This window comes from Streptomyces albus subsp. albus (assembly GCF_000725885.1).
GTDB classification, from domain to species: domain Bacteria; phylum Actinomycetota; class Actinomycetes; order Streptomycetales; family Streptomycetaceae; genus Streptomyces; species Streptomyces albus.
In genome coordinates this window covers 88,174-112,159 of record NZ_JODR01000024.1, presented here as the reverse complement: position 1 = coordinate 112,159, position 23,986 = coordinate 88,174, and the positions used below count along the sequence as shown (strand labels likewise).

Here is a 23,986-nt window from a genome sequence, read left to right as displayed (position 1 = left end):
GACCGTTGGAGGCGCCGTCCTGATTGACCGCACTCCCCCGCACCACCGCCAGCACCCGATGACCCAACCGCCGCGCACGCGACAGCCGCTCCACCACGACCATGCCCGCGCCCTCGGCGAGGCCGAAGCCGTCGGCACCGTCCGCGAACGCCTTGCAGCGGCCGTCGGGGGCCAGCCCGCCCTGCCGGGAGAACTCCACGAACATGCTCAGGCTCGGCATGACGGTCACCCCGCCCGCGAGGGCCAGTTCGCACTCGCCCTGACGGAGCGCCTGGCACGCCTGGTGCAGCGCCACCAGCGACGACGAACACGCCGTGTCCACCGTCACCGCCGGACCCTCCAGCCCCAGCGTGTACGCCACCCGGCCCGAGGCCACACTCCCCGTCGTGCCGGTCAGGACGTAGCCGCCGGTCTCCTCTCCGGCCTCGAAGGCACGCGGACCGTAGTCCATCGTCATCGCGCCGACGAACACGCCGGTGCGGCTGCCCCGCAGCGACGCCGGGTCGATGCCCGCCCGCTCCAGCGCCTCCCACGACGTCTCCAGCAGCAACCGCTGCTGCGGATCCATCGCCAGCGCCTCACGCGGACTGATCCCGAAGAAGGCGGCGTCGAACTCCGCCGCCGAGGCCAGGAAACCGGCCTCGCGCTGGTAGTAGCGGCCGGCGCCGCGCCCGTGCGGGTCGTAGGCGCCCTCGGTGTCCCAGCCGCGGTCGGTGGGGAAGGCGGTGACCGCGTCGGTCTCCTCACGCACCAGCCGCCACAGCTCCTCCGGACCGTCCGCACCGCCCGGGTACCGGCAGCCGATGCCGACGATCACCACGGGGTCGTCCGGGTCGGCTGCCTGCGGCCCGGCCGCCGGCAGCTCGTCGTCCGCGGCGCCCGCGGCCGGCTCGCCCGTCACGAGGGTGTCCAGGTGGGCGGCGACGGCCTCGGCCGTGGGGTGGTCGAAGACGAGAGTGGTCGGCAGTGCCAGTCCCAGCGCGGCCCGCAGCCGGTTGCGCAGGCCGACCGCCATCACCGAGTCGAACCCCAGCTCCTTGAACGGGCGCCGCGCGTCCAGCGCGGCGGCACCCGGCCGGCCTGCCGCGGCAGCGGCCTGCGTTCGCACCAGGTCGAGCAGCCGGCGCCGCCGCTCGGCGGCCGGCAGGGCGCGCAGCCGCGCGGCCTCGCCGTCCTCCTCGGCACCGACCCCCTCGGCCGGGCCGGCCTCCCAGCGCTCACCGGCCTCGTGCACGGCCCGCGTCAGCTGAGCCGCGCCCTCCCAGGCGGGGGCCTCGTCCGCCGCGCGGAGCGCCGCCCAGTCCGGTTCGGCACCGCGCACGTACAGCTCGGCGAGCGACTGCACGAACCGTTCGGGGGTGCCCGCGCCGCGGCGCACCGTCTCCTGCACCACGAGCTGCTGCCCGTCGTGCTCGGCGGTGGTCTGCACGGCCGCCGTCAGCACCGGGTGCGGGCTGATCTCGACGGCGAGCCGGTGGCCGTCGGCGACCGCCGCGGCCACGGCCTGCCGGAACCGCACCGTGCTGCGCAGGCTGCGGCACCAGTAGTCGGCGTCCGTCGGCCGGCCGTCCAGGAGCCCGCCCGCCAGCGACGAGTACAGCGGCACGGTGGGGGCCGCCGGCCGGATCGGCGCCAGGTCCTCGCGCAGCCGGGGCACGATCGCGTCGATGTGCGGCGAGTGCGCGGCCAGGCCCACCTCGATACGGCGTGCCTGCACCCCGTCCTCGGTGAACCGGGCCAGCATCTCGGCGGCGGCGTCGGCGTCCCCGGAGACGATCACCGCGGCGGGGCTGTTGACCGCCGCGACGGTGAGCCGCCCCTCCCAGGGCGCCAGCCGCTCGCGCACCTCCTCCTCCGGCAGCAGGACGGAAACCATCTCGCCCGCCCCCGCCAGCGTGGCCTGCGCCTTGCTCCACAGGGCCACGACCCGCGCCGCGTCCTCCAGGCCGAGCGCGCCCGCGACGTGGGCGGCGGCCACCTCGCCGAGGCTGTGCCCCACCACCGCGTCCGGTGCGATCCCCGCCGAGCGCCACAGTTCGGCCAGGGCCACCATGACGGAGAAGAGCGCCGGCTGCACCACGTCGGCCGTCTCCAGCGGCGGCGCCTGCGCGTCACCCCTGAGGACGGCGGTCAGCGACCAGTCGGTCCACGGCTCCAGCGCCTCCTCGCAACGGCGGATCGCCGCGGCGAACACCGGTGAGATCTCCAGCAGACCGGCGGCCATGCCCGCCCACTGGGAGCCCTGCCCGGGGAAGACGAACATCAGGCCGCCGGACACCGCCTCACCCGTGACCGCGCCCGGCACCGGCCGCCCCTCGGCCAGTTCGCGGGCGGCGGCGGTCAGCTGCTCCTCGTCGGCGCCGAGCAGCACGGCGCGGTGGCCGCGGCCGGTGCCGGCTCCGCGCAGCGCCTCGGCCACGGCACCGGCCGTCCAGCCGGAGTGCCGCGTCACGTGCTCGTGCAGCAGCCGGGCCTGGGTGTGCGGCGTGCCCGGGCCGCGGCCCGACAGCGGCCAGGCGAAGGGCGCCGAGGTGAAGGCCGCGGGCGTGGCGGCAGCTGAGGTGTCGGCGGCGGAGCGCGGTTCGGGCGTGTGGTGATCGGACATCTCTTCCCCCGGTCTCAGGCGTGGACGCTGCGCGTCGGTGCGTGCTGCGCTGTGGTGACGCGCCAGTGGGCCGCCACGTACCGCAGGCACGCCTGGCGGTCGGTCTCGGCGAGGACGGCGCGCCAGCCGTCGGGGACGGGGCGCCAGGCGGGCCAGAGCGACAGTTCGGCGTTGTCGTTGGCCAGCACGGTGTAGCGGCCTTCAGGGTCGTCGAACGGACCGTCGGGCATGGCGGAACGGCTCCTGTCGGGCAGGTGGTGGACATGGACGCGGTGCGTGCGGCGGGCCGGCCGCCTCCCGTCAGACGACGGGGCCGGTGACGCGGTGCTCGGGCCCGCTCAGCAGCGCGGCGAAGGCGCGGGGGGTCGGGTTGGCGAACAGGTCGGCGAGGCGGAGGGCGGCGCCGGTGGCCTTCTTGACGCGCTGCACCAGCTGCGCGCCCAGCAGGGAGTGGCCGCCCTCGGTGAAGAAGTTGGCGTCGGCGTCCAGCCCGGCGGTGTCCAGGAACTCCCCCCAGACGCGCACCAGTGAAGCGGTCAGTTCCTCATCGGCGGCCGGCTCACCGCTGCCCTCGCCGCCGTCCGCGGGCCGACCGGTGTGTTCGGCGGCGAGCCGCTCGCGGTCGGGGTGCCCGTCCTTGAGCGGCAGGGCCTCGACGGTGACGAGGGCCTCGGGTACCGCGGCGGCCGGGAGGGTCGCGGCGCAGTGGGCCAGCAGCAGGTCGGCGAGCGCGCGGTCGTCGCGGCCCGGCCCGTCGGCGGCCACCACCCAGGCGGTCAGCACGGCGGTGTCCGAGCCGTCCGGCGCGGGCACCGGCGCGGCAGCGGCGGCGGCGACCTCCGGGCGCTCCAGCAGGGCGAGTTCGGCCCGGCGGGCGGGGGTGGCGCCGAACACCTCCAGGGTGCCGTCGGTCCGCCAGCGCGCGGTCTGAGCCGTCAGCCGGGGTGCCCCCTCGTCGGCGAGGGCCAGCCGCCCGCGCAGTCCGGGCGGCAGCGGCCGGGCGTCGGGGCCCGTCACGCTCGGCGCCGCCCCGGCCAGCGGCTGCCCGCCCATGCGCTGGGCGCCCTCGGCGGTGGTGACGCGGCGTACGGCCACCCAGTGCGGCTCGCCCTCCGGCCGGTAACCGGTGTGGACCTCGGCACCCTCGGCCAGGAGCCGCGCGGCGACGGCGGGCGGCAGCGGTTCCCCGGCGACGAGCACCTTCCGTCCCGTCAGCGGTCCCGCCGCACCGGGCAGGTCCGCCGCCCGGTGCGGGGTGCACAGCAGGACGGCGGCGTCCTTGGCGTCGTCCGTGCCGGCCGCGGTGCCGCCGCAGGCCAGCGCCAGGAACAGTTCGGTGGTGCTCTCGGGGCTGCCCGCCGGGGCGGCCCAGCGCACCGTGGTGCCCGGCCCGGCGCCGACCGCGCGCGCCAGCCCGACGGCTGTGGCGGCCACGCGCCTCGCCACGGTGGCGGCCGGCGCACCGGACGCCTCCCCCTCGGCGGGGGCGGCCCCGGTGTCCTGGCGCAGGGCGCGCAGGGCGGTGACGGCGCCGGCGGCCCGCTCGTCGTCGAGCGCCGGGGCCTGCTCCGCGGTGACGTGCCGCCACAGTGCGGCGTAGTCCAGGTCGCCCGCGCGGGTGCGCACCGCGATCCGCTCGGGGGCGGACTCCGCCGTGCGGCGCACCGCCTCGTACAGGCTGTCCGGGCCGTCGGCCGGTTCTGCGGCGGGCACGGCACTCCGGTCCGCGCCGCTCCAGCAGGAGAGCCGGCCCACGGGCGTGTCCAGCTCCTCGGGGAGACGGGCGAGGAGTTCGTCGTAGCGGGCCACCAGGGCGGTCACGTCGGCCGCGTCCAGCACCTGGGTGTTGAACAGCACGCTGAGCAGAGCGGTGTCCGCCGACTCGGACGCGAAGAACTCCAGGTCGTACTTGCTGGTGCCGTTCTCCACCAGGCGCTGCACGGCGGGCAGGCCGGCCAGCGTGAAGGTGTTGCGGAAGTCGGTGGGCACGTAGTTGAAGACGTGCCGGAAGAGGGTGTTGCGCCAGGCGGGCCGGTCGCCCCGGTCCTGCGGCAGGAACGTCTCGGCCGGTACGTCCGGGTGGGCCAGCGCCTCGAAGAAGGCGGCACGCACCTCGGTGGCCACCTCGCGCACGGTACGGTCCGCGCCGAGCCGCGAGCGCAGCGGCAGCATGTTGACGTGGTAGCCCACGGCCTGCTGCGAGGCCGTGTCCCGCGTGCTGGCCGGCACCCCGACCACCAGGTCGGGGCCCGCGCCGTGCAGGGCCAGCGTCAGGTAGTAGGCGCTCAGCAGCACCACGGCCTTCGGCGCCCGCAGCGCACGGCGCAGGCGGGTCACCGCCGCGTCGGCCTCGGGCGACAGCACGTGGTGGTGCACGTCGCCGGCCAGCGTCACGGCCGGGTCGCCGTCCTTGTCGCACCACAGGCCGAGCCCGTCCGCGCGGTAGCCGTCCAGGTGCCGCTTCCAGAACTCCAGGCTCTCCGCCGACGGTTCGCGCTCCGGCAGCCACAGCCCCTCGGCGAAGGTGTCGGGCAGCGAGGCGCCCGCGGCGCGCGCCTCGTAGGCCGTCACCAGGTCCTGGAGCACGACCCCGCCCGACATGGCGTCGAACACCAGGTGGTGGGCCACCAGGCAGACGGTGTCCCGCTCCGTGCCGCTGAACAGTGCAGCGCGCAGCAGCGGGCCGCCCTCCAGGGCGAACGGCTGCGCGATGCAGCGCCGCAGCCGTTCCTCGCCCACGGCCGGCTCGTCCTCGACGCGGTGCACGTCGAGGGTGATCTCCACGTCCTCGCGCACGTCCAGTTCCAGGCCCCGCTCGCCCACCCGCGCGACGGTCCGCAGCGCCCGGTGCCGGCGCACCACGTCGTCCAGCGCGCGGTGCAGGATCCCGGCGGAGAGCCGGCCCGTCACCTCGAAGACCACCGACAGGTTGTTCACGGCGGTCTTGGGCACCAGCGTCTCCAGCAGCCACAGATCGTTCTCGCGGCGCGTCGCACTGCTCGTCATCAGGACAGCTCTCCGTTTCCGCGGGCCACCCGGCCCCGTCCGTACGAGGCGGGCTCGCCGGGCTCCTCACCGCGCCAGGCGGGCGCCGGCAGGTCGGCCCGCGAGGCCACGCCGAGTTTCCGGTATGCCTTGGTCAGGTGCTGCTCGACGGTGCTGACGGTGATGAACAGCCGTCGGGCGATCTCCCGGTTGCAGTAGCCGGCCGCGGCGAGCGCGGCCACCCGCGACTCGGCGGGCGAGAGGCCCGCCAGCCGCAGCGGCGCGGTACGGGACCCGCCGGGGCGCGGCGCCGCGGCGTCCCGCCGGGCCGGCCCCGGGGCACCGCCGGCCGGCCGCGTCGCGCCCGACGGCGCGGGGGCGACCGGCGGCACGCCGGCGGCGGGGACCGGCCGCACCGGGGCGGCCGGGGACGCCGGGGCGGCGGCCGGGGACAGGGCGCCGAGGCCCTGCAACGCCTCGGCCAGCGGGGAGCGTCCGGCTCCCGCCTCCGGGACGGGCGACGCGGTACGGGCCAGCGCCCGAAGCGCCCCGGCCGCCGTCTGCCGCCGGGGCAGTCTCCGCGCGTGGACCGGCAGCACGATCCGGCCGGTGCCTGTGCCGGTGCCTGTGTCTGTTCCTGTGCCGGTGGTGGGGAGGGGGGAAGGGGTGGTGCTGTCGGTCACTTGGCATCACCGGTCAGAGCGCGGACAGTGCGTTTGTGCAGGATGTCGCGGAGGGAGAAGTCCATGCCCTCCTTGCGGGCCCGCGAGGCGAGCCGGGCCGCCAGGAGGCTGTCGCCGCCCAGGGCGAAGAAGTCGTCGTCGAGGCCGACCCGTACGACGCCGGTCAGCTCCCCCACCAGGTCGCACAGCGTCCGCTCGGCGGCCGTGCGGGGCTCCGCGTAGACGGTGCGGGTGGAGAAGTCGGGCGCGGGCAGCTTCTTGGTGTCGAGCTTGCCGTTGGTGGTCAGCGGCAGCGCCCGCATCAGCACCACGGCGGACGGCACCATGTAGTCCGGCAGCCGGCTGCCGGTGTGCTTGAGGATCTCCTCCGGCTCCGGGCTCTGGCCCGCCTCCGGCACCGCGTAGGCGACCAGCCGCGCCCCGCGACCGGGGTCCTCCCGCACGGTGACCGCGGCGTGGCGCACGGCGGGATGACCGGCGACGGCCGCCTCCACCTCGCCCAGCTCCACCCGGTAGCCGCGCACCTTCACCTGGTCGTCCAGGCGCCCGAGGAACTCCAGTTCGCCGTCGGGGCGTTGCCGGACCAGGTCTCCCGTCCGGTACATCCGGCTGCCCGGCGCACCGTAGGGGTCGGCCACGAACTTGGCCGCCGTGAGCTCGGGCTGGTTCAGATAGCCGCGCGCCAGCTGCTGACCGGCGATGTACAACTCGCCGGTCCGCCCCGGCTCCACCCGGTTCAGCTCCGCGTCGAGCACGTACAGCCGGGTACCCGGCGTCGGCCAGCCGATCGGCACCGCCCCGGGCTCCACCCCGTCCCCGGGCGCCACCGTGAACACGCAGCAGCCGACGGCCGCCTCGGTGGGGCCGTACTCGTTGACGACCTGCGTACCCGGGTTGGCACGGCGCCAGTTGTCCAGCGCCGTCCCCGTCAGCATCTCCCCGCCGACGACGAGCTGCCCCGAGGGCGAACAGTGCGGTGCGGCGTCCCGCAGCAGCGCCAGGTGCGAGGGCGTGACCTTCAAGAACGTGGGCGAGGGAACACCGTCCCCGGGGCGGGCGTCGGTCAGATCGGTGATCCGCACGGTGCCGCCCGCCGTCAGCGGCGCGTACAGCGTCGTGACGGCCATGTCGAACGACACCGACGAATGCAGCAGGGACAGCCCGCCCACACTCGGGTAGCTGTCCCGCGCGTACGTCAGATACGCGCTCAGCGCCCGGTGCTCGACCACGACCCCCTTCGGCCTGCCCGACGAGCCGGAGGTGTAGATCACGTACGCCGCGTCCCCGGGCCCGCGGAGCCGCACCCGCTCCTCGTCGAGCAGCGGACCGTCACCCTGCGCGGCGAGCGCCTCGTCGAACTCCGGGGTGTGCCAGCGCCACACGGGAGGCCCGTCCCCGTCCCCGTCCCCGGTCGGCACCGGGACGGCACCGGCCGACGCCGAGGTGAGGACCACGCGCGCCGCCGAGTCGGACAGCACCCACTCGACCCGGTCGGCCGGATCCTCGGGGTCCACCGGGACGTAGGCGGCACCCGTCTTGAGAACGGCCAGCACGGAGACGACCAGTTCGACCGAACGCCCCAGCAGGACCGCGCACACGTCGCCCGCACCCAGCCCCTGTCCCGCCAGCAGCCGGGCCAGCCGGTTCGCGCGTGCGTCGAGCTGCGCGTACGTCACCTCTTCACCGTCGACCAGCGCGACCGCGTCGGGGGTACGCGCCGCCTGCCGCTCGAAGGAGTCCGGCAGGATGACGACCTGCCCGGTCACCGCCTCACTCCCCCTTCGCGCGCAGTATCGCCCCGGCCGCCGCCGCGGCGTCCGGGGAGCGCAGAAGCTCGTCGTGGCTCGCCTCGAACCGCAGCTCCTTCACCGCCTGCCGCGCCCCCGTGCTCGACCCGGCCGAGGTGATGGCGGTCGCCTCGCCCCAGCCCCGCGAGGGGTCCAGCTTCCGGGCGGCGGCCAGGTAGGAGACGTACGCCCGGAAGAGGCCCAGCAGTTCGGCGCCCAGGTCCTCGTCCAGACCGAGCCGTTCGAAGGCCGCGCCGCCCGCCTCCTCGTACAGCTCGATCAGCCGGGCGCTGACCGTGTCGAACTCCTCACCGTGCTCGGCCCGCACCTCCTCGGCCCGCGCCAGCAGCTGCTGCTTCTCCTCGGCCGACAGCACGGACATCATCTCCGTGACCTTGCCGAAGTCCCGGTACAGGCTGAGCGTGTTGGGCATCTCCGGATCGAAGAGGAGGATGCGCGGCCTGCTGCCCTGCGTCTTCTCGATCTCGTCGACCAGCTCGGCGGCGAAGACGCTGCCCACGCAGTAGCCCAGCACCGTCCCGACGGGCTTGCGGCCCTTTTCGGGGTACTCCCGCCACCACGCCAGATAGTCCTCCGTCGTCAGCATGCGGCGGTAGCTCTCCGCCGGCGGGACCGTCTGCCAGACCGCGACCGGTTCCGACAGGAGGCCCACCAGATCCCGGAAATTCGCCTCCAGCCGTCCCGTGACGTCGAAGTCCACCGCGAGCACGGTTTCCTCCTCGGGACCGTCACCGATTTTTGCCCAATTATTAACGGCCTCGGTCATCTTCTCTGCTCAACTCCCTGCTCTCGCGGGCCAGCACCGGGGCCAAACGCTAGTGCCCGCCCAGGCGGCGGAGAACCCCTATTTTTCCGCCTTGGAAATGTCGGCGATCCGCGGCCTGACCAGCGACACCAAGTCATCCGGCCTGAGCCCGATCGACCGGTCCAGCCGCGCCGCGTTGAAGTACACCTCCCGCGGCAGCAACAAGGACGGATCGAAAACCACGGACAGCTCGTCCGCGAAGGAGAAGGGAATGATGCACCCGGACTGGCAGCCCGTCAGTTCCTCGGCGACCGAACGGTCAGCCATCCGGACGTCCACCGCTCCGAATTCCCGCCGCAGTTTCCGGTAGTCAACCCGCCGGTCACCGGGCAGTACCGCCACCACATGCCGGTTCTCGCGCTCATGCCTGACATGCACCACCATGCATTTCGCGGCGCTGGCGAGCGGATGCCCGCGAAGGACGCTCGCCCGCTCCGTCCGGCCCTCGGCACGGTGATGGATGACGCGATAGTCCACCGACGAATCGACCAGCACCTGCATCAGACGACGGTACGTCGAATTATTCATTCCCTCACCCGAGACGGTCGCACACGGCCGCACCCGGAGAATCCCTCCGGGGGTTTCCCATGCGACACCGGGATTCCCGTCCCGGGCAAGGATTCACAGAAAGAAAAGGGGTAGGAAAAGGGCGGCGCACGAAAGACCGCGGAAACCGGGCCGGGGGCCAGGGTTCGGGACGGTCGGGGGCCGGGCGGTCGGGGTTCGGGGCTGGGGCCAGGGTCCGGGTCCGGGGCCGGGGCCGGGGGCCGGGGTCAGGATTCGGGACCAGGGCGGGGTCCGGGGGCCGGAGCCGGGGTCAGGAATTGGGATCGGGGCGGGGGTTCGGGGCCTGGGTCGGGGTCCGGAGCCGGGGTCCGGGGGCCGGACGGTGTTCCGGCCGGCCCCCGCCCCGCACGCACCGTCAGTCGTGCGCCTCCCGGTCCTCGGAGCCCGTGACGGAGGGCCCCGGCGCCGGGGCGTCTCCGCCGGGCGCGCCTTCGCCGAGCCGGCCCGAGGCGTAGGCCACTTCGCCGGGCGTGTGTGTGACGCCCGCCCCCGCGTCGATGGCGGGACCGGACGGCATGCCGGGCGCCGGCTCCGAGGGACCCGCCGCCGGGGACGCCGCTGCGGGAGCGCTCCCTGCCGTGGGCGCCGGGGCTGCGGCAGCTCCGCCGGGCACGCCCGCGGCAGTGGCCCCACCCGGAGCGGCGGGCACGTCCGAACCTGCGGACACTTGCGAACCGACCGGCGCTTCCGAAGCGGTGACCACTCCCGAACCGGTGGGCGCACCGGCATCGCCTGACGCACCGGTACCACCGGGCACGCCGCCGCCGGCGGTCGTCCCCGTACCGGCGTCGGCACCGCCGCCGGCCCCAACACCGGCACCGCAGCCCGCACCGCCACCGGCATTTCCGGCACCGCCACCGGGGTCGGCCGACGCTCCGGCACCGGCGGAGGCATCAGCGGAGGCAGCGACGGAGGCATCGGCCGTTGCCGCAGCTTCCAGGGCGGCGGACGCACCGGCACCGAGACCGGCACCGGCACCGGCACCGCCGGTCGCGTTCACCGCCGCGGCGCCCTCAGCGGCTCCCACCGCGGTGAGCCGGGCGGCGCGGTCGAGTTCGCGGGCGGCCCAGTCGGTGAAGTCGAGGCCCGCCTCCTGGGCGGCCTTCCGCCACACCTCCTCCCGCCCCTGCGGAACCCGCAGCCGCAGCAGCAGTTGGCTGGTCGCCGCCCGTACCGCGGCCCGTCCCGCCCGGATCTGCGCCCGCAGCGCGTTGCGGGACCACTTCTCCTCCAACGCCCGCCCGAGCCAGTACGTCTGCTCGTCGGCGGGCAGGGACGCCACCTCGGCGTGGTGCTGGAAGCTCAGTCCGTCCCGCCGGCGGGACAGCGGGACGTTCCGGGCGACCCAGGCGTAGTTGCGCAGCGTCTGGTAGTCGAGGGACGACTCCTCTATGCACCGGCGGTACCGATTGGAGAAACGTTCCTGCCCGTACACCAGCCAGTCACCGAGCCACCATGCCGAGGAATTCGCCACGACCGAGACGTAATCACCGAGACGGCTCCAGGAGTCGAACGTGATCCCGTCGGAGATCGACATCCCGATCTCCGATGTGCGCACGCCCCGGAATTCGAGCGGGCCGCCCCACTCGGATACCTCCGAAGGTCTCTGTCTCCGCGTTTTCGCAGGACCACGCCGTGCCAATGTTCCCGTGCTGTACTCGTGCCGGTCGCGCATGTCACCGTAACCTTCCGTTCCATACCCGTTCCATCACCGTCCGGGTGGCGCAGCCGGTGGGCGCGGAACCGGAAAACCTCTCCGGAACGCGCCCCTCCGGCACTCGTGGCCCGATTCACGACGAGAACTCGTGGGGGCTGTCCTGGTCCTGGGCGGTGCGCTTCCGGATCACTTCCAGCACCTCGGCCGCATGGTCGTCGAGGAAGAAATGACCGCCGGGGTAGAAGAGCACCTCCGCCTCCCGCCGGGTATGGGCGTGCCATGCTTCCGCCTCCGCCCGGGTCGTCAGCGGATCGCTCTCCCCGCTGAATACCGTGACCGGGCAACCGACATCGGCACGGCTGCCTTCGTAGGTTTCCACCGCCTTGTAATCGGCCCGCAACGCGGGCAGGAACATCGCGAGGAGTTCCTCGTCCTCCAGCAGCATCGGATCGGTGCTCCGCAGCCTTTTCAGATGGGCCACGATCCCCTGGTCGCTGCGCAGATGAATGTTCTCCGTACGGGGACACGAAGGTGCCCGGCGCCCCGAGGCGAACAGCCGGTGGGGGCCCCGCTCGCCGCGGTCCTCCAGCCGGCGCACGACCTCGAAGGCGAGCAGCGCGCCCATGCTGTGCCCGAAGAAGGCGTAGGGCTTGTCCAGCCAGGGACCCAGGGCGTCGTCCACAGCGGCGGCCAGCTCGGCCAACGAGGCGACCGGCGGCTCATGACGCCGGTCCTGCCGCCCCGGGTACTGCACGGCCAGCACCTCGATGTGGGGCGCCAGCGTGCGGGCGACGGAGTGGTAATAGCTGGCCGATCCGCCCGCGTGCGGGAAACACACGAGCCGCGTACGGGCCTCGGACGCGGGCCGGTAGAGACGTAACCAGAGTCCGGAGTGGGGGGACGGGGCCACGGAAGAGCACCTCCGATCAAGCCGGGCGGCCATGCCGCGCAGCATCGTGCGCCCCGGCGGGGCGGGGCGGCGAGCGAGAGGGAGAGGGGGAACCGCTGGGCGGACGGCGCTAGAAGGGAGCGCCCCCGCGCGCGGCGGGCGGCGGAGCCGAGGACGGCGCCGGCCGGAGAGGACAGGTGCGCCGTACGGCAGGCCGCAGGCCCGGACGCGGACGGAAACAGCGGTCGGCACGTGGGCGGATACGGCAGCCGGCATGCGGGCGGCCGAGTCCCGTACGGCAACAAGGACGGACACACGGGTGCGGCAGCACCGCAGAACAGTCGCTCACCTCGGCCGGTGGGCGAGCCGGGGACCGTCTGACGAGGACCGCCCCCTGGCACCGGTTCGCCCGGAAAGACACCCCGTTCCCCCTTTAGTGGCTGACCGCACCGTGACGCAAACGGTGAGCGCCCTTGCCCCCGTCGTCGCTGGTGATCGCGGTCGACGGCGCACACACCGGCCGACCACCATCACAGTCGGCGACCGAGGCTACCTATTGAGTGACACGAGGGTCAACGACCAGCAGCATCAGGGTCGTTGCACCGGGACGTTCCCCGTCCCACCCCCCGCAACGGCGACGACCTCCCACAACAGCCCCCGATCCCGTCCCGCCCGCCGACAAACGGCCAACGCCGGTGACATATCTCACCGGAATCTCCCACACCCGCGCACGGCCCCTGCGCCGGCGGCGCCGCCTCGGGCCGCCGCCGCTCGCCCCGGGGCGAGCGCCCCGCGGCGCGGGAAGGGCCCCGGCGCGGTGGCCGGGGCCCTTCGGGTGGTGCGGATGCGGCGGGTGGCGTACGGATGCCGCGAGTGGTGCGGGTGCTGCGGCTGCCGCGTGTGCTGGGGGTGGGGTGTCAGTCGGAGCAGGTGGAGCAGGAGCAGCAGCCGCTCTTGACCCGGACGTCGTCGATGACCGGGCCGTAGGCGCCGGTCGCCGAGGTGCTGGCGAACGACAGCGTCGTGGTGGCACCGGTGGCCACGAACGTCACCTGGCGCCCCACGTAGCCCATGTTCGCGCGGGTCTTGCCCGTGGTGTCGAACGAGAAGTCCTGGAAGTTCTGCCCGTCGATCAGGACCCGCCCGGTCCTCAGCCCCTGGTTGCCCTCGGGGTTCCCGGCGAGCGCGTAGGAGACGGTGTAGGTCTTGCCGGCCGTCGTCCTGATGGTCTGCGACACCTTGCCGGGACCGCCGCCGTTGAGGTCGACCGACTGGTCGCCGTCGGCCGCCTGCCAGAAGCCCTTGCCGATGTGGTCCACCGATCCGCTGTCGACCGACCACGGGCCGATGGTCTGCCCCGCCTTCAGCGCGTTGAAGGAGTTCGCGGGCGCGACCGGGTACTCGAAGCTGCCGTCGTCCAACGCGGTCGGTGCCGCCAGCGCGGCGCTGGGCGCCAGCGCGAGCAGGCCGGCGGCGGCGACGTCGTGACGTACGCGCGTATGGCCACCATGTGTTCCTCCCGGAGAGAAGGGGTTCGAGAGTGCTGGTGGAGCACATGCAGTCTGTTGCGCGAACCACCCCCGGACCAGGTGAGGGAGACGGCGCCCGGAGGTGAGGCCACCGGCACACCTGCCGTCGCGCGCCGCTCCCCCACCCCGGCACGCGGCTGCGAATCCGGCCACGTGTGAAGGCGGCGTCTTCGGGCCGGGCAGCGGCCGGCCCTCGCACCGGGCGGGTCCTCGCATCGGGTGGGTCCTTGTAGCAGGCGGCTCCCCGCATCCAGGGCGCCCCGCGCACACGGGCGGCTCCTCTCACCCGGGCGATTCCTCGCACACGGGCGGCTCCCCGCACCTGGGCCGGTCGCACCCGCGACCGGGCCCCCTGGACTCCGGGGGGAATTCCAGGGGGCCCGGCACTTGTTCAGGGGCCGTCCGCCGTCAGCGGAGCTTCCACCTGAAGCCGTCGCCGTTCTGGCACGGCTGGATGTTCAGCCGCGCGTCGACCGGCTTGACGTTCGGACCGTGCACCACCGCGAGGCACTGGTGGTTGCTGGCGTAGTTGTGGATCCAGAACGTCGACTTACCGCGCGGCTCCAGCCACCACAGCTGGTTGTCCTGCTTGGTGCCGTCGCAGTGGTACTCCGAGACACGCGTACCGCGGGGCTGGCCGCCGAAGTTCGGCAGGTCCATGCACAGCCCGTCCTTGCGGTTCCTGATCTGGAAGAGGTCGGTGGACCGGGGTCCGTCGCCCTTGTACTTCACCTCGAAGTCCCAGATCTGGTTGTCCTTGTCGGTGTCGCGGCAGTGGAACTGGTTGACCGGACCGTCCGGCTTGCCCTTCCCGAAGTTCGGGATGTCGGCGCACAGGTTCGACTCGAGGTTCCTGAGCAGAACGTGCTTCTTGTTCGCGTAGTTGGCCGAGGCGGCGCGGAACACCGCCAGTTCCTTCCGCTTCTTCCTGGGCTTCTTCTTGTCGTCGTCCTCCTTCTTGACCTCGTCGGCCTCCTTGGCCGAGTCCGAGGGCGGCGGCGGAGGCGGAGCTGTCTCCTCCTCCGCCTTCTCCTCCTTCTTGGGCGATTCTTCCTTCGCCTTCTTCTTCTCGGCCTCCGGCGACTTGGGGGCGTAGACCCCCGGCCGGCTCCGTCCGTCGTCCGGCGGGAGAACCCGGTCCGACTTCTGCTCGGCCACGGCCGCGGGCTTCGTCTCGTCCTCCCGGTGCGCACCGATGATCAGCAGCGGCACCGCGATCAGCAGTGCGCCGCCGATGCCCGCCGCGGCCAGCAGCGCCTTCGTGGGACGGCCCGAGGGGGGTTCGTCCCCGCCCGTACCGGTGTCGCCCCTGGACGCGCCGGGCGGGCTCCCGCTCCCCGTCGCGATCAGGGAACCGACAGCGGCGTCGCTGTTCTCCTCCACCTTCTTGCGGGTGGACGCCGACGTCCTGGCCGGCTCCCCGTCCGCCTTGACGGACTCCCCGGTCACGCCTCCGGCAGGTCTTCCGGCGGCTCTTCCGGCTGGTCTGCCGACCGGCTTCTCCGCCGACTTCTCCGCCGGTTCCTCCGCCGACTTCTCTGCCGGCTTCTCCGCCGACTTTTCTGCCGCCGGCTTCTCCGCGGACTTCTCGGCCGGTTCCCCGGCCGGCCGGGCCGGGGCGGTCCCGGCGGAAGCGGACTCGGACGAGGACGCTTCCGCCACGGACGAGGACGACGTCATCACGACCGTCGGCTCCCCGCCGTCGCGCTCGTCAGCATGTCCGGAGACATCCGGCTTCTGCGTACGCCCGGAGTCCGCGTCGGCGGACGACCGTGGACGCAGTGACGTGGGCTCCGGCCGGGCGTTCGTGCCACGCATCGTGACAGCACGCCGCACCTGGGGCCCTATCAACCCCTTCTTGTCCTCTTGTGGCATCAAGTCTCCGTTCCTGTTGGGCCAGTTCAGTCGGATGGCGGGCGGCCCACGGCCCGTTCCAGCGATCCCGTGCACAGCCGCGGCCAGCCGGAGCCGCCCGGCGCCACGGGGCGGGCGCGCAGTGCCTCCTCCAGCCGGTCGAGCGCCGCACGGTCGTCGGCGTCGAGTTCCGCGCCGACATGGCGGGCCTGGATGTCCGGCCCGGTGTGGGGAACCTCGCGCAGAAGGGTCAGCGGCGCACCGCCCTCCTCACGCACGTCGAGCACCCGCAGCAGGGTGCCCGGCGGGAACACCACCTCGTCCCGGGCCTTTCCGGCACCGGTCCGGTCGGTGAGCTGGCGCACACGGCGCCCGGTCACCGACCACACGGCGTACTGCGCACCACCCGGCCGCTGTGCGCCGGTGCCGAGAGGCAGCACCGGCACCGGGGCAGGGTCGCGCAACAGGACGCCGGGTTCCATGACGCCGCCGTCCGGCCCGTCCGTCTCCCCCGCACCGCGGAGCGCGATCCCGCGGTACGACGGCATGCGGCGCAGTCCGGAGGCCACACAGGCGGCGTACGGCAACAGCCGCTCCTCCCCCTCGTGCAACGCCCGCGTCAGCTCCTCCGGGCTCAACGGGCCCTCGGTCGTGTGCAGATAGATGTGCAGCGCGATCAGGTCCGCGCGGGCCGCCTCCTGCTCCTGCCCGCGCAGCACGGGCATCCGGGACAGCAGACGGGCGACGGCGGTGCCGTGCCGGTCCCACTCGCCCTCCGCGAGTGCCCGGAACGCCTCCCGCTCGGCCTGGGTACTGCTGTGCCCGGGCCGGAACGGCGCCGGCAGCAGGGGGCCGAGCCGTACGGGGGGACGGCTCGGTGCCGGCGGCGCCGCCGGGGTGGCCGGCTCCGCCTTGGCGGGCGCCTCCCCTCCGGCGGGCGGCTCTGCCGGGGTGGGACGCCGCGTCCCGGGCGCGGGGCGTGCCGGGGGCACCGGATCGCTGGGGGGAGGAGGAGCGTCCGACGCGGTGGGCGTGCCGCTCGCCGTGGGCACGGCGGACGCCGTGGGCGTGGGACGCGGCGGCGGAGGAGCTGCCACGTCCCCGGGGCGCCCAGTTGCCGGGGACGGCGCGGGCGACACCGGTCCCTCCCGACCGTCAGTGGACGGTGCCTTCCACCGTGCACCGGCGGGCTCGGAGCCTGCCGGCCGGCGGCCGGTGGGCGCCGGGCCGTCCCGCCGGGCGGCGTCGGGCACCCGGCTCTCCGGCCGGTGTCCGTCTGGAGGGGTCGGCCGCTCCGGCCTGAAACCGGTAGGTGCCGGGCCCTCCGACCGGGTAGCGCCGGGCGCCGGGTCCTCCGGCCGGGGTCCGGCTGGAGGGGTTGGCCTCTCCGGCCGAGAACCGGTGGGCGCCGGACCCTCCGACCGGGCAGAGCTGGGCGCCTGGCCCTCCGGCCCGGGCCCGGCAGCCGGCCTCTCCGGCCAGGAGCCCGTAAGCGCCGGCGCCTCCGACCGGGCAGAGGGCGTCTGACCCTCCCGCCGGGGCCCAGCAGGAGTCGGCCGCTCCGTCCGGGAACGCGCAGGCGCCGGGCCCTCCGACCGGGGTCCGGCTGGAGGGGTTGGCCTCTCCGACCGAGAACCGGTGGGCGCCGGACCCTCCGACCGGGCAGAGCTGGGCGCCTGGCCCTCCCACCGGGGTCCAGCAGAAGTCGGCCGCTCAGGCCGGGAACCGGTGGGCGCCGGGCCCTCCGACGGAGCGTCCGGTATGCGCCGCTCCGGCGGGGCAGGACGCTCCGGCGCACCGGGACGCCGGGACCGCTCGGGTCCCTCCCCCTCCGGCGCGATGCCGGACGCGGGGGCCGCGTCCGGAGCGGCGCCCGGCACGTCCCTCCTGCGCTCCGGGGCGTCATCCGGCCCCGGCCCAGGCGCGGTACGCGGCGGTCGCGGAGGCGCGGGCTTCGTCGCTCCACCGGACTGTTCGAGCCCGTCCGTCCCGGGCCGCCCGGACGCCGACCGTTCGGGTACGGAGCGCTCCGGCGCGGGCGGCACCGGGCCCGACGGGTGGACACCCGCAGGCGTCGGCCCCTCCGGCCGTGCGGAACGCTCCGGAACACGGGGGCGTCGAGAGTCCCCGGGCCCCTCGCCCTCCGGCGCGGCGGGTTCCGGACGCTTCGGCGGGACGAAGTACTCGGGCCACTCGGGCCGTCCGGTGGACGACGGGGCCCGCATACGTGACGGTCCCGGACCGGCGCCCGGCTCGGGCGCCCGTACCGGGCCCTCGTCCGGACCGACGTTGCGCGGTTCGGACGACGGCTTGCGCGAACGCTCCGGCACACCGCCGCCGGACCGTTCCTTCTCCGTATTTGACGGCGCGTCAGGCGCGGAGTCGCGTCCGGCGTCGGGTGCCGTGCCACTGTCCCGGTCGGCGCCCGGCGCGGGGCCCGGTGGCACCTCACGGTCGGCGTCCGGCACCGTGCCGGTCCGCGAACCGCGCGTGGGCCCCGGGCGCGCGGTGCCGCCGCCGGGCCCGGGCGTGGGCTCGGCGGGCGGCGTGGACGGGCGCACGTCCGGGCCCCCCGGCCCCGAGGACACGCTCATCATCGGCGGGCGGACGGGAGCCGGCGGCGGAACCGGGTCGGGACCGGACGGGGCCGGGGCCCCGCCCGGCGACGCGGCCGACTCGCCCGCCGGTGCGGGCGGTTCGGCCGACGGCTCCGCCCGACCCCCGGCGGCACCTGCGGCGGAATCCGGGTGCCCGGGCTGCCTCGCTGCGGGGGCGCCGGGTGCCGTGCGCTGTGTGGGATCGGGGCTGCTCGGCTCCTCCGGACCACCCGGAGCTGGCTGGACGGGCTCCGCCGTCGGATCGCCGGCAGTCTGCGGCCCGGTTGCGCCCGGCCCACCGGACGCGTCCGTCGCCGACCCGGCCGCGCCAGGCCGCGCGGGGCCCGAGCCGTCGGGATCGTCCGGGACACCCGGAACGGGACCGAACGCCGGGGGACGCTCAGGGGCAGGCGGGACAGGTCCGGCCGGACGACCGGGCCCCTGCCCCTGCGGGCGCGAGCCCGCCGGGCCGCCGGACGGGGCGGGCGCACGGCCCCGCCCACCGGAGCGACCGGCCGCCGGCCCACCGGGCACAGCAGAACCACCCGGCGCACGACCCGACCCCGGGCCCCCACCCGGGACATGCGGAATTGACCCTTGATCGGCACCCGGAACCCGCGGACCGGACACACCCGGACCACCGGGCAGGTCGGGCACACGGTCCGGCCCACCGGAGCGCCCTGCCGTCGACCCACCGGGTACGGCGGAACCGCCCGGCGCTCCGCCCGACTTCGGGCCCCCACCCGGAACTCGCGGAACCGGCCCCCGATCAGCACCCGGAGCCTGCGGACCGGACACACCCGGACCGCCGGGCGCCGGGAGACGTCCGGGAGGCGGAGTGCCGAACGCGCCGGGCCTGCCGGAGTCCCGCGGACCCGGCTCCGCCGGGCCGGCGGGGGCCTGCGGGCCAGGCGTTGACGGGCCGTCAGGAGTGTGCGGACCGGGCACCGTCCTGCCATCAGGGGCCTGCGGGCCGGAGGCGACCGGACCACCGGCTGCCCCGGGTCCGGCAGTTGGCCCAGCCGCACCAGGCCGCCCGGAACCGGAACCACCGGGCCGATCCGGGCCACCGGGAACCGGACCGGAGGCCGGAGGCCGACCCGCCGCCGGAGGTCGGCCAGAGGCCGGAGGCCGACCCGCTGCCGGGGACTGACCCGGCACCGGCGGACCGGATGCCGCCGGACGACCGGCATTCTGCGGGCCGGAACCTGCCGGACCGCCAGGCACTCGCGAAGGCCCAGCCGGACCACCAGCACCCTGCACACCCGGCTCCATCGGGCCAACACCCCGCGAACCGGACACGCCCGGCCGACCGGCACCCCGCGAACCGGGGCCCGCAGGGCCGCCAGGCCCCCGCGAACCGGAACCCGCAGGACCACCAGACCCCCGCGAACCCGGCCCAGGCGGACCGCCAGGCCCCCGCGAACCCGGCCCAGGCGGGCCGGCAACACCCTGCGCCCCCTCCCCCGCGGGGGCGCCAGGCACCCGGGGAGCCGGGCCCGTCGGGCCGCCGGGGGTTCGGGCGGTGGGCCTTGACGGGTGGGCAGGGCCGTGGGGGCCGGGGCCGGCGGGGGGTGTGGTGCCCGGCGCGGCGGAGTTGCCCCGTGCCGCAGGCGGCGGGGCGGACGCCCCCAACGGCGTGGCGGGGGCGCCGGGCGGGGCCGTCGCAGACGCCGTGGGCGGCGGGGGCGCGCCGTGGCCGGCGAGGGGCGTGCCGGATGTCGGAGGCGCGCTCGGCGCGGCGAAGGGCGTGCCGGGGGCGGAAGGTGCGGCCCCCGAGGGGGCGGGACGGGACGCGGACGCCCGGCGGGGCGTGAAGCGCAGGGTGCGCACGCCGTGTTGCGCGGCGAGCGCCCGCAGCGCCCGGCCGCCGTCCGTCGCGGTGCCGTGGACGTACAGTCGCGCCCGTCCGCGCAGGTCGGGGCCCAGGCCGGCCAGGACCCGGGAGAGTTCCGGCCACAGGGAGGCGTCGATCTCCTCGCCGGGGCGGCCCACTTCGATGGCGGGTCCCTCGGCGTCCACCTCGCGGGTCTTCGGGTGCGGCGGCGCCATCGTGTCGGGGCCGGTGCTCTCGCCGTCGGTGATCCACAGTCCGGCGCGGGTCACGGTGGCCCGCCATCGGCCGGAGAGCCGGACCATGCCCTGTTCGACGTTGGCCTGGCCGGGTACGGGCGGGGTCCAGCGGAGCAGCCGCGGGGCGGGCGCCGGTTCGCCCTCGCGGGCCGGGGCGCACAGCACCGCGTCGACGAAGGGACGCCACCGGGGGGCGCCGTCGACGCCGACGAGTACGGCACGTGCGGTGCCGCGTTCCGAGGGGGCGCTGGGGGTGAGCAGCGGCATGCCGGTGTAGACGACGATCTCGCTGTCGAGCATGTCGGCGGCCGACTGGCCGATGCGCAGGATGTCGCGGTGGCTGCCGGGGGCGAGGCGGACGCGGGAGCGGAGGGAGGCGGGCAGTGCGCCGAGCACCTGGCGTACGTCGGTGGCGGAGACGTCCCCGCCCTGCGGCACGCCCACCAGGACGGTCGGGCCGCGGGGATCGACGGGCACCGAGTAGGCCAGGTCGCCGCGTTCCGGCTCGGCCGCGTGCGGGGAGCGGGCCAGCAGTCCGGCCGGTATCTGGTGGATGACGCAGCCGCTGTCGGTGCGTTCGGGCACCTGCTCGATGCCGTCCTGCCAGGCGGGTGCGGGCTGGCGCGTGCCCAGGGCGACGGGCCGCGCCCCGGGTGAGAAGCTCCACCAGCCGCGGGCCCCGGGCGGGTCGGGGCGGACGAAGAGGGAGCCGCCGGGGACGATCTGGACCTCGCCGTCCGGGGCGATCACCTCCAGTTCCCAGGCGTCCGCCACCCGCCGGGCGACGGAGGGCCGTTCCGGCAGGTCCTCCCCCGCGCCGGACATGACGAGCCGCACCGTGCGCGTGCCCTCCCCGCGTACGGTGTCGAACACTTCGCTCAGCCGCGGCCAGAACTCCTCCGCCGAGGCGCCGCCCGGGCCGACCGCGCCGGTGACGACGGTGGTGATGCCCTCTTCGGCGCCGAGCAGGTCGGACAGTTCGTTGACATCGGTCTGGCTGATCGTGGTGTCGTGGGCGGCGCGCAGCAGGACCAGCGCACCGTACTCCTCGGCGAGCAGCGGCGCGCCGTTCTCCGGTTCAGTGGCGTCGGCGTCCTTCGGCGGGGCGGCGGACGCGGTGGACCGCCCGGCCGCCCGCTCCGCTTTGCCCCGACCGCCGAACCACCACGACCGGCCACCGCCGGAACGGCTCACGTCGTCTCTCCTTCGTACCCGCCCCGGCCGGTGCGGCGCACAGACCCGGGTTCTCGTTTCATGACGCGGTCACCTGGTCGGTCCTCGTACGGGAGCGAAGTGACCTGCCACTCCAGGAAGCTTGGAGTGTACGGAGTGAAGATGGCGGGCGGATGACCGGAGTCCGCCGACGGCCGCACACCTACAGCTTCCACTCGTGGTCGTCACCGCCGCGGCAGGGCTGGATCTCCAGCCGGGCGTTGATGTTGGCGACGCCGGCCGCGCCCTGCACGTTCAGACACTGCTGTCCGCTGCCGGAGTTGTGCAGCCACAGGCGGCCTCCGCCGCGTTTCTCGGCCCACCACAGCTGGTTTCCCTTGCCCGCGCACGCGGTCTCGATCACCAGGGTGCCTGCCGGCAGGCGTCCGGAACCGGACAGGTCCATGCACCTGCCGTCCGTGCGATTGCGGATCTCGAAGAGGTAGGCACCGCCGGAGCCGCCGCGCCGCCCGTGGCGGACGAAGTCCCAGCGCTGGTTGTCGGGGGAACCGCCCGCGCAGGTGTCCACGTTGACCGGTCCGTCGGGCTGTCCGGGGCCGGTGCCGGGAATGTCGGCGCAGTATCCGTAGAAGGCGTTCTTGATGCGGACGTTCTTGCGGGTGGAGTAGTCGGTGCCGGCCGACGACACCGTGCTGTTGCTGGACCCGCCGCTGTGGCCCGGAGACGTCTTGGTGCCCTGCCCCGCGTCGGGCGCTCCCCCGGAGGCGGGGTGCCCCTCGCCGCCGTGTCCGGCCCGGCCGTTCTCGGTGCCCGCAGCACCGTCGGACTTCTTCGCACCGTGCTTGCCGTCGTCACCGTGCTGGCCGTCCTTGTCGCCCGGGTGCTGCCGGCCGTCCTCGGTGCCCTTGCCGTCCGCCCCGTCGGCTCCGGGCCCGGTCGGAGCTGACGCGTGCGGGGCGTTCCCGGTGCGCGCGGCGGGCTTCTTCTCCTCGTCGTCACCACCGCCGAGGAGGAGGAAGGGTACGGCGATCAGCAGCGCGCCCACGACGGCGAGTCCGGCCAGCACCGCCTTGGGCGGACGGCCCCTCGGGGGACCGCCGGCGGGGCCCGGGTCGCTTCGGGTGGGCGGAGGCGGTGACGTCGCCGTGGCCACCGCCGCCGCCCCGGCCGCGGTCCGGCCCGTGGCCTTCGTCGTCGCGGAGGCGGCGAAACGCGCCGCAGGCGTCGTCGACTTCGCTGCGGATGCGGCCGACTTGGCTGCGGGCGTGACCGGTTTCGCCGCAGGTGTGGTCGGCTTCCCCGCGAGGGTGGTCGGCTCGGCCGCAGATGCGGCCGGTTTTGATGCGGACGCTGCCGGCTCCGTCGCGGGCGTGGCCGGTTTCGGCGCGGGTGCGGCGTGCGTGGTGGCCGTGGTCGTCGCGGTGCTCGCGGTCCTCGGGGCGGTGGCGGGCGCCTTCGGCCGCGCGTCGGTGTCGGCCCCCGGGCCGGGGGCGCTGCCGGGCGCCGGCGCGGCAGCCGGCCCCGACGCCGGTCCGGACGGCGCTCCCGTGGCGCTCCCCGCAGCAGGCTCCGTGATCGCGCTTCCCGTGGTGGCGGGCTCCGTGCGGGGCGCGGTCGGGTCCCCGGTGAGGACGGCCGCCACGTCCACCGTCGCCCCGTCGATCCTCGTACCGCCGCGCAGGCCGTCACCGTCCCGTCCTGCCCCGGGAGAGGTGGGCTCGGCGGGGGCGAGTTCCCCGGACGGTGCGGCCACCGCATCGGTCAGGGTGACGGCGCGGCGCACCACGGGGCCGGCGGGCGGGGCCTGCCGGCGACGCGCGCTGTCGGCCGGGTCGGTCACCGGCTCTCCCCGTCATCGGCGTGCGGAATCCCCTGCGTGCCCGGCAATTCCGCACCGGCCGCCGCCGTACCGCCGCCTGCGGCACCCTCCGCCGCGGACGCCGCGGACGCCGCGGACATCGTGGACGTGTCCGGCACGGTGCCGGTGTCCGGCACCGCATCCGTCGTGGCCGTCCCCACCGTGGCCGTGCGGGCCGCCCCGGGCTCCTCCGCCGAGGGCTCCTCGGACTGTTCCGCAGCGGCGGCCACCACGTCCGCCAGGCCGTCCGTGGTCATCACCATGCTGACCGCGGCGGAGCTGTTGATGCTGAGGCTGTGCCCCTCCGGCAGCCGCTCCAGCAGCGCGGGCACCCGTACCCGCTCGAACCCCAGGCGGCCGGCCGCGTGCAGGTACAGGGGCGAGGTGTAGACGGGGACCACCGGGGTGCCGTCCGGCGCCGAAGCGCTGACGGGCTCGCCGTCCGCCGTGACCAGCACCGCCACCTCCGCCTTGGCGAGGGCGGCGGTGACGTCCTCCGCCGGGCCGTAGCCGGTGGTGGCCAGCTGGATGGCGGCGTCCACGTCGTCCTCTGGTTCGGGCCAGCCGAGCGCTTCCGGGGAGGGCCGGTAGTTCTCGTTGTCCTGCCACTCCACGATCTCGCCGTCGTCGTCGGAGCGCCACTGGCCCACCACGGCCCAGTCCGGCGGCGGGCCTTCGCCCTGCCAGGCGGGATCGGTCAGGTACAGCCAGTGGTTCGGCGCGAGCTTGGCCGCCTTGACGAACTCCTCGGGCGGTTCCGGTACCGCGTCGTCGGACATCGCGGTCGCCGTCTCGTCGCCCGCGGGGGGTGCGGACGCCCCGGCGGCGTCCGGCCCGGTCTCCGCGGCGTCCGGCCCGGTCTCCGGGGAACCGGTCGGCGGCTCGTCCGTCTCCGAGGGGGTC

Annotated in this window: 14 protein-coding genes and 1 pseudogene; 1 reads left to right on the top strand and 14 read right to left on the bottom strand. The window is 75.3% G+C overall.

Going from position 1 to position 23,986, the window contains the following annotated elements; all coding sequences use genetic code 11:
• The 12 genes from IO40_RS37200 to IO40_RS0125815 all read right to left on the bottom strand — a co-directional run.
• Positions 1-2,605, bottom strand: a 2,605-nt coding sequence (locus IO40_RS37200) for a beta-ketoacyl synthase N-terminal-like domain-containing protein (RefSeq protein ID WP_031176237.1), incomplete at its 3' end; no start/stop codon positions are given.
• Between the two features lie 14 nt (positions 2,606-2,619).
• Entirely contained in the window at positions 2,620-2,835 is a 216-nt protein-coding gene (locus tag IO40_RS0125865) for an MbtH family protein (RefSeq protein WP_016470360.1), read from the bottom strand.
• Positions 2,836-2,905: 70 nt separating this feature from the next.
• Positions 2,906-5,611 (bottom strand): condensation domain-containing protein, encoded by a 2,706-nt coding sequence (locus IO40_RS0125860; RefSeq protein ID WP_016470359.1) that lies wholly within the window; start codon positions 5,609-5,611, stop codon positions 2,906-2,908.
• Entirely contained in the window at positions 5,611-6,273 is a 663-nt protein-coding gene (locus tag IO40_RS39910; RefSeq protein ID WP_031176236.1) for a helix-turn-helix transcriptional regulator, read from the bottom strand. The genes IO40_RS0125860 and IO40_RS39910 overlap by 1 nt, the downstream gene beginning before the upstream one ends.
• Entirely contained in the window at positions 6,270-8,039 is a 1,770-nt protein-coding gene (locus IO40_RS0125850; RefSeq protein ID WP_031176235.1) for a non-ribosomal peptide synthetase, read from the bottom strand. The genes IO40_RS39910 and IO40_RS0125850 overlap by 4 nt, the downstream gene beginning before the upstream one ends.
• Positions 8,040-8,043: 4 nt before the next feature.
• Positions 8,044-8,847, bottom strand: a complete 804-nt coding sequence (locus IO40_RS0125845) for an HMG-box domain-containing protein (protein ID WP_016470355.1) — start codon at positions 8,845-8,847, stop codon at positions 8,044-8,046.
• A gap of 78 nt (positions 8,848-8,925) precedes the next feature.
• Positions 8,926-9,387 (bottom strand): YbaK/EbsC family protein, encoded by a 462-nt coding sequence (locus tag IO40_RS0125840; protein WP_051173520.1) that lies wholly within the window; start codon positions 9,385-9,387, stop codon positions 8,926-8,928.
• 421 nt (positions 9,388-9,808) lie between these two features.
• Positions 9,809-10,990 (bottom strand): LmbU family transcriptional regulator, encoded by a 1,182-nt coding sequence (locus IO40_RS37770; protein ID WP_016470353.1) that lies wholly within the window; start codon positions 10,988-10,990, stop codon positions 9,809-9,811.
• Between the two features lie 253 nt (positions 10,991-11,243).
• Positions 11,244-12,053 carry a thioesterase II family protein gene (locus IO40_RS0125830; protein WP_041969308.1) on the bottom strand — a complete coding sequence of 270 codons (810 nt, stop codon included), beginning with the start codon at positions 12,051-12,053 and terminating at the stop codon, positions 11,244-11,246.
• An 863-nt stretch (positions 12,054-12,916) separates the two neighbouring features.
• Positions 12,917-13,420, bottom strand: a complete 504-nt coding sequence (locus tag IO40_RS39060; protein ID WP_234336627.1) for a choice-of-anchor C family protein — start codon at positions 13,418-13,420, stop codon at positions 12,917-12,919.
• Between the two features lie 516 nt (positions 13,421-13,936).
• Positions 13,937-14,977: an RICIN domain-containing protein gene (locus IO40_RS0125820; RefSeq protein WP_157846451.1), complete on the bottom strand. Its 1,041-nt coding sequence runs from the start codon at positions 14,975-14,977 to the stop codon at positions 13,937-13,939.
• Between the two features lie 452 nt (positions 14,978-15,429).
• Entirely contained in the window at positions 15,430-16,434 is a 1,005-nt protein-coding gene (locus IO40_RS0125815; RefSeq protein WP_135567300.1) for a hypothetical protein, read from the bottom strand.
• A gap of 3,954 nt (positions 16,435-20,388) precedes the next feature.
• Here IO40_RS0125815 and IO40_RS37765 point away from each other — a divergent pair.
• A complete protein-coding gene (locus tag IO40_RS37765) occupies positions 20,389-20,709 on the top strand; it encodes a hypothetical protein (RefSeq protein WP_016470346.1) in 321 nt (106 codons plus the stop codon).
• A 718-nt stretch (positions 20,710-21,427) separates the two neighbouring features.
• Here the strand turns inward: IO40_RS37765 and IO40_RS35015 are convergent.
• Both IO40_RS35015 and IO40_RS37185 read right to left on the bottom strand, forming a co-directional pair.
• Positions 21,428-23,065: an RICIN domain-containing protein gene (locus IO40_RS35015; RefSeq protein WP_031176230.1), complete on the bottom strand. Its 1,638-nt coding sequence runs from the start codon at positions 23,063-23,065 to the stop codon at positions 21,428-21,430.
• Between the two features lie 236 nt (positions 23,066-23,301).
• Positions 23,302-23,862 (bottom strand): annotated as a pseudogene (locus IO40_RS37185) (type VII secretion system-associated protein); the annotation flags it as partial.
• Between the last annotated feature and the right edge of the window lie 124 nt (positions 23,863-23,986).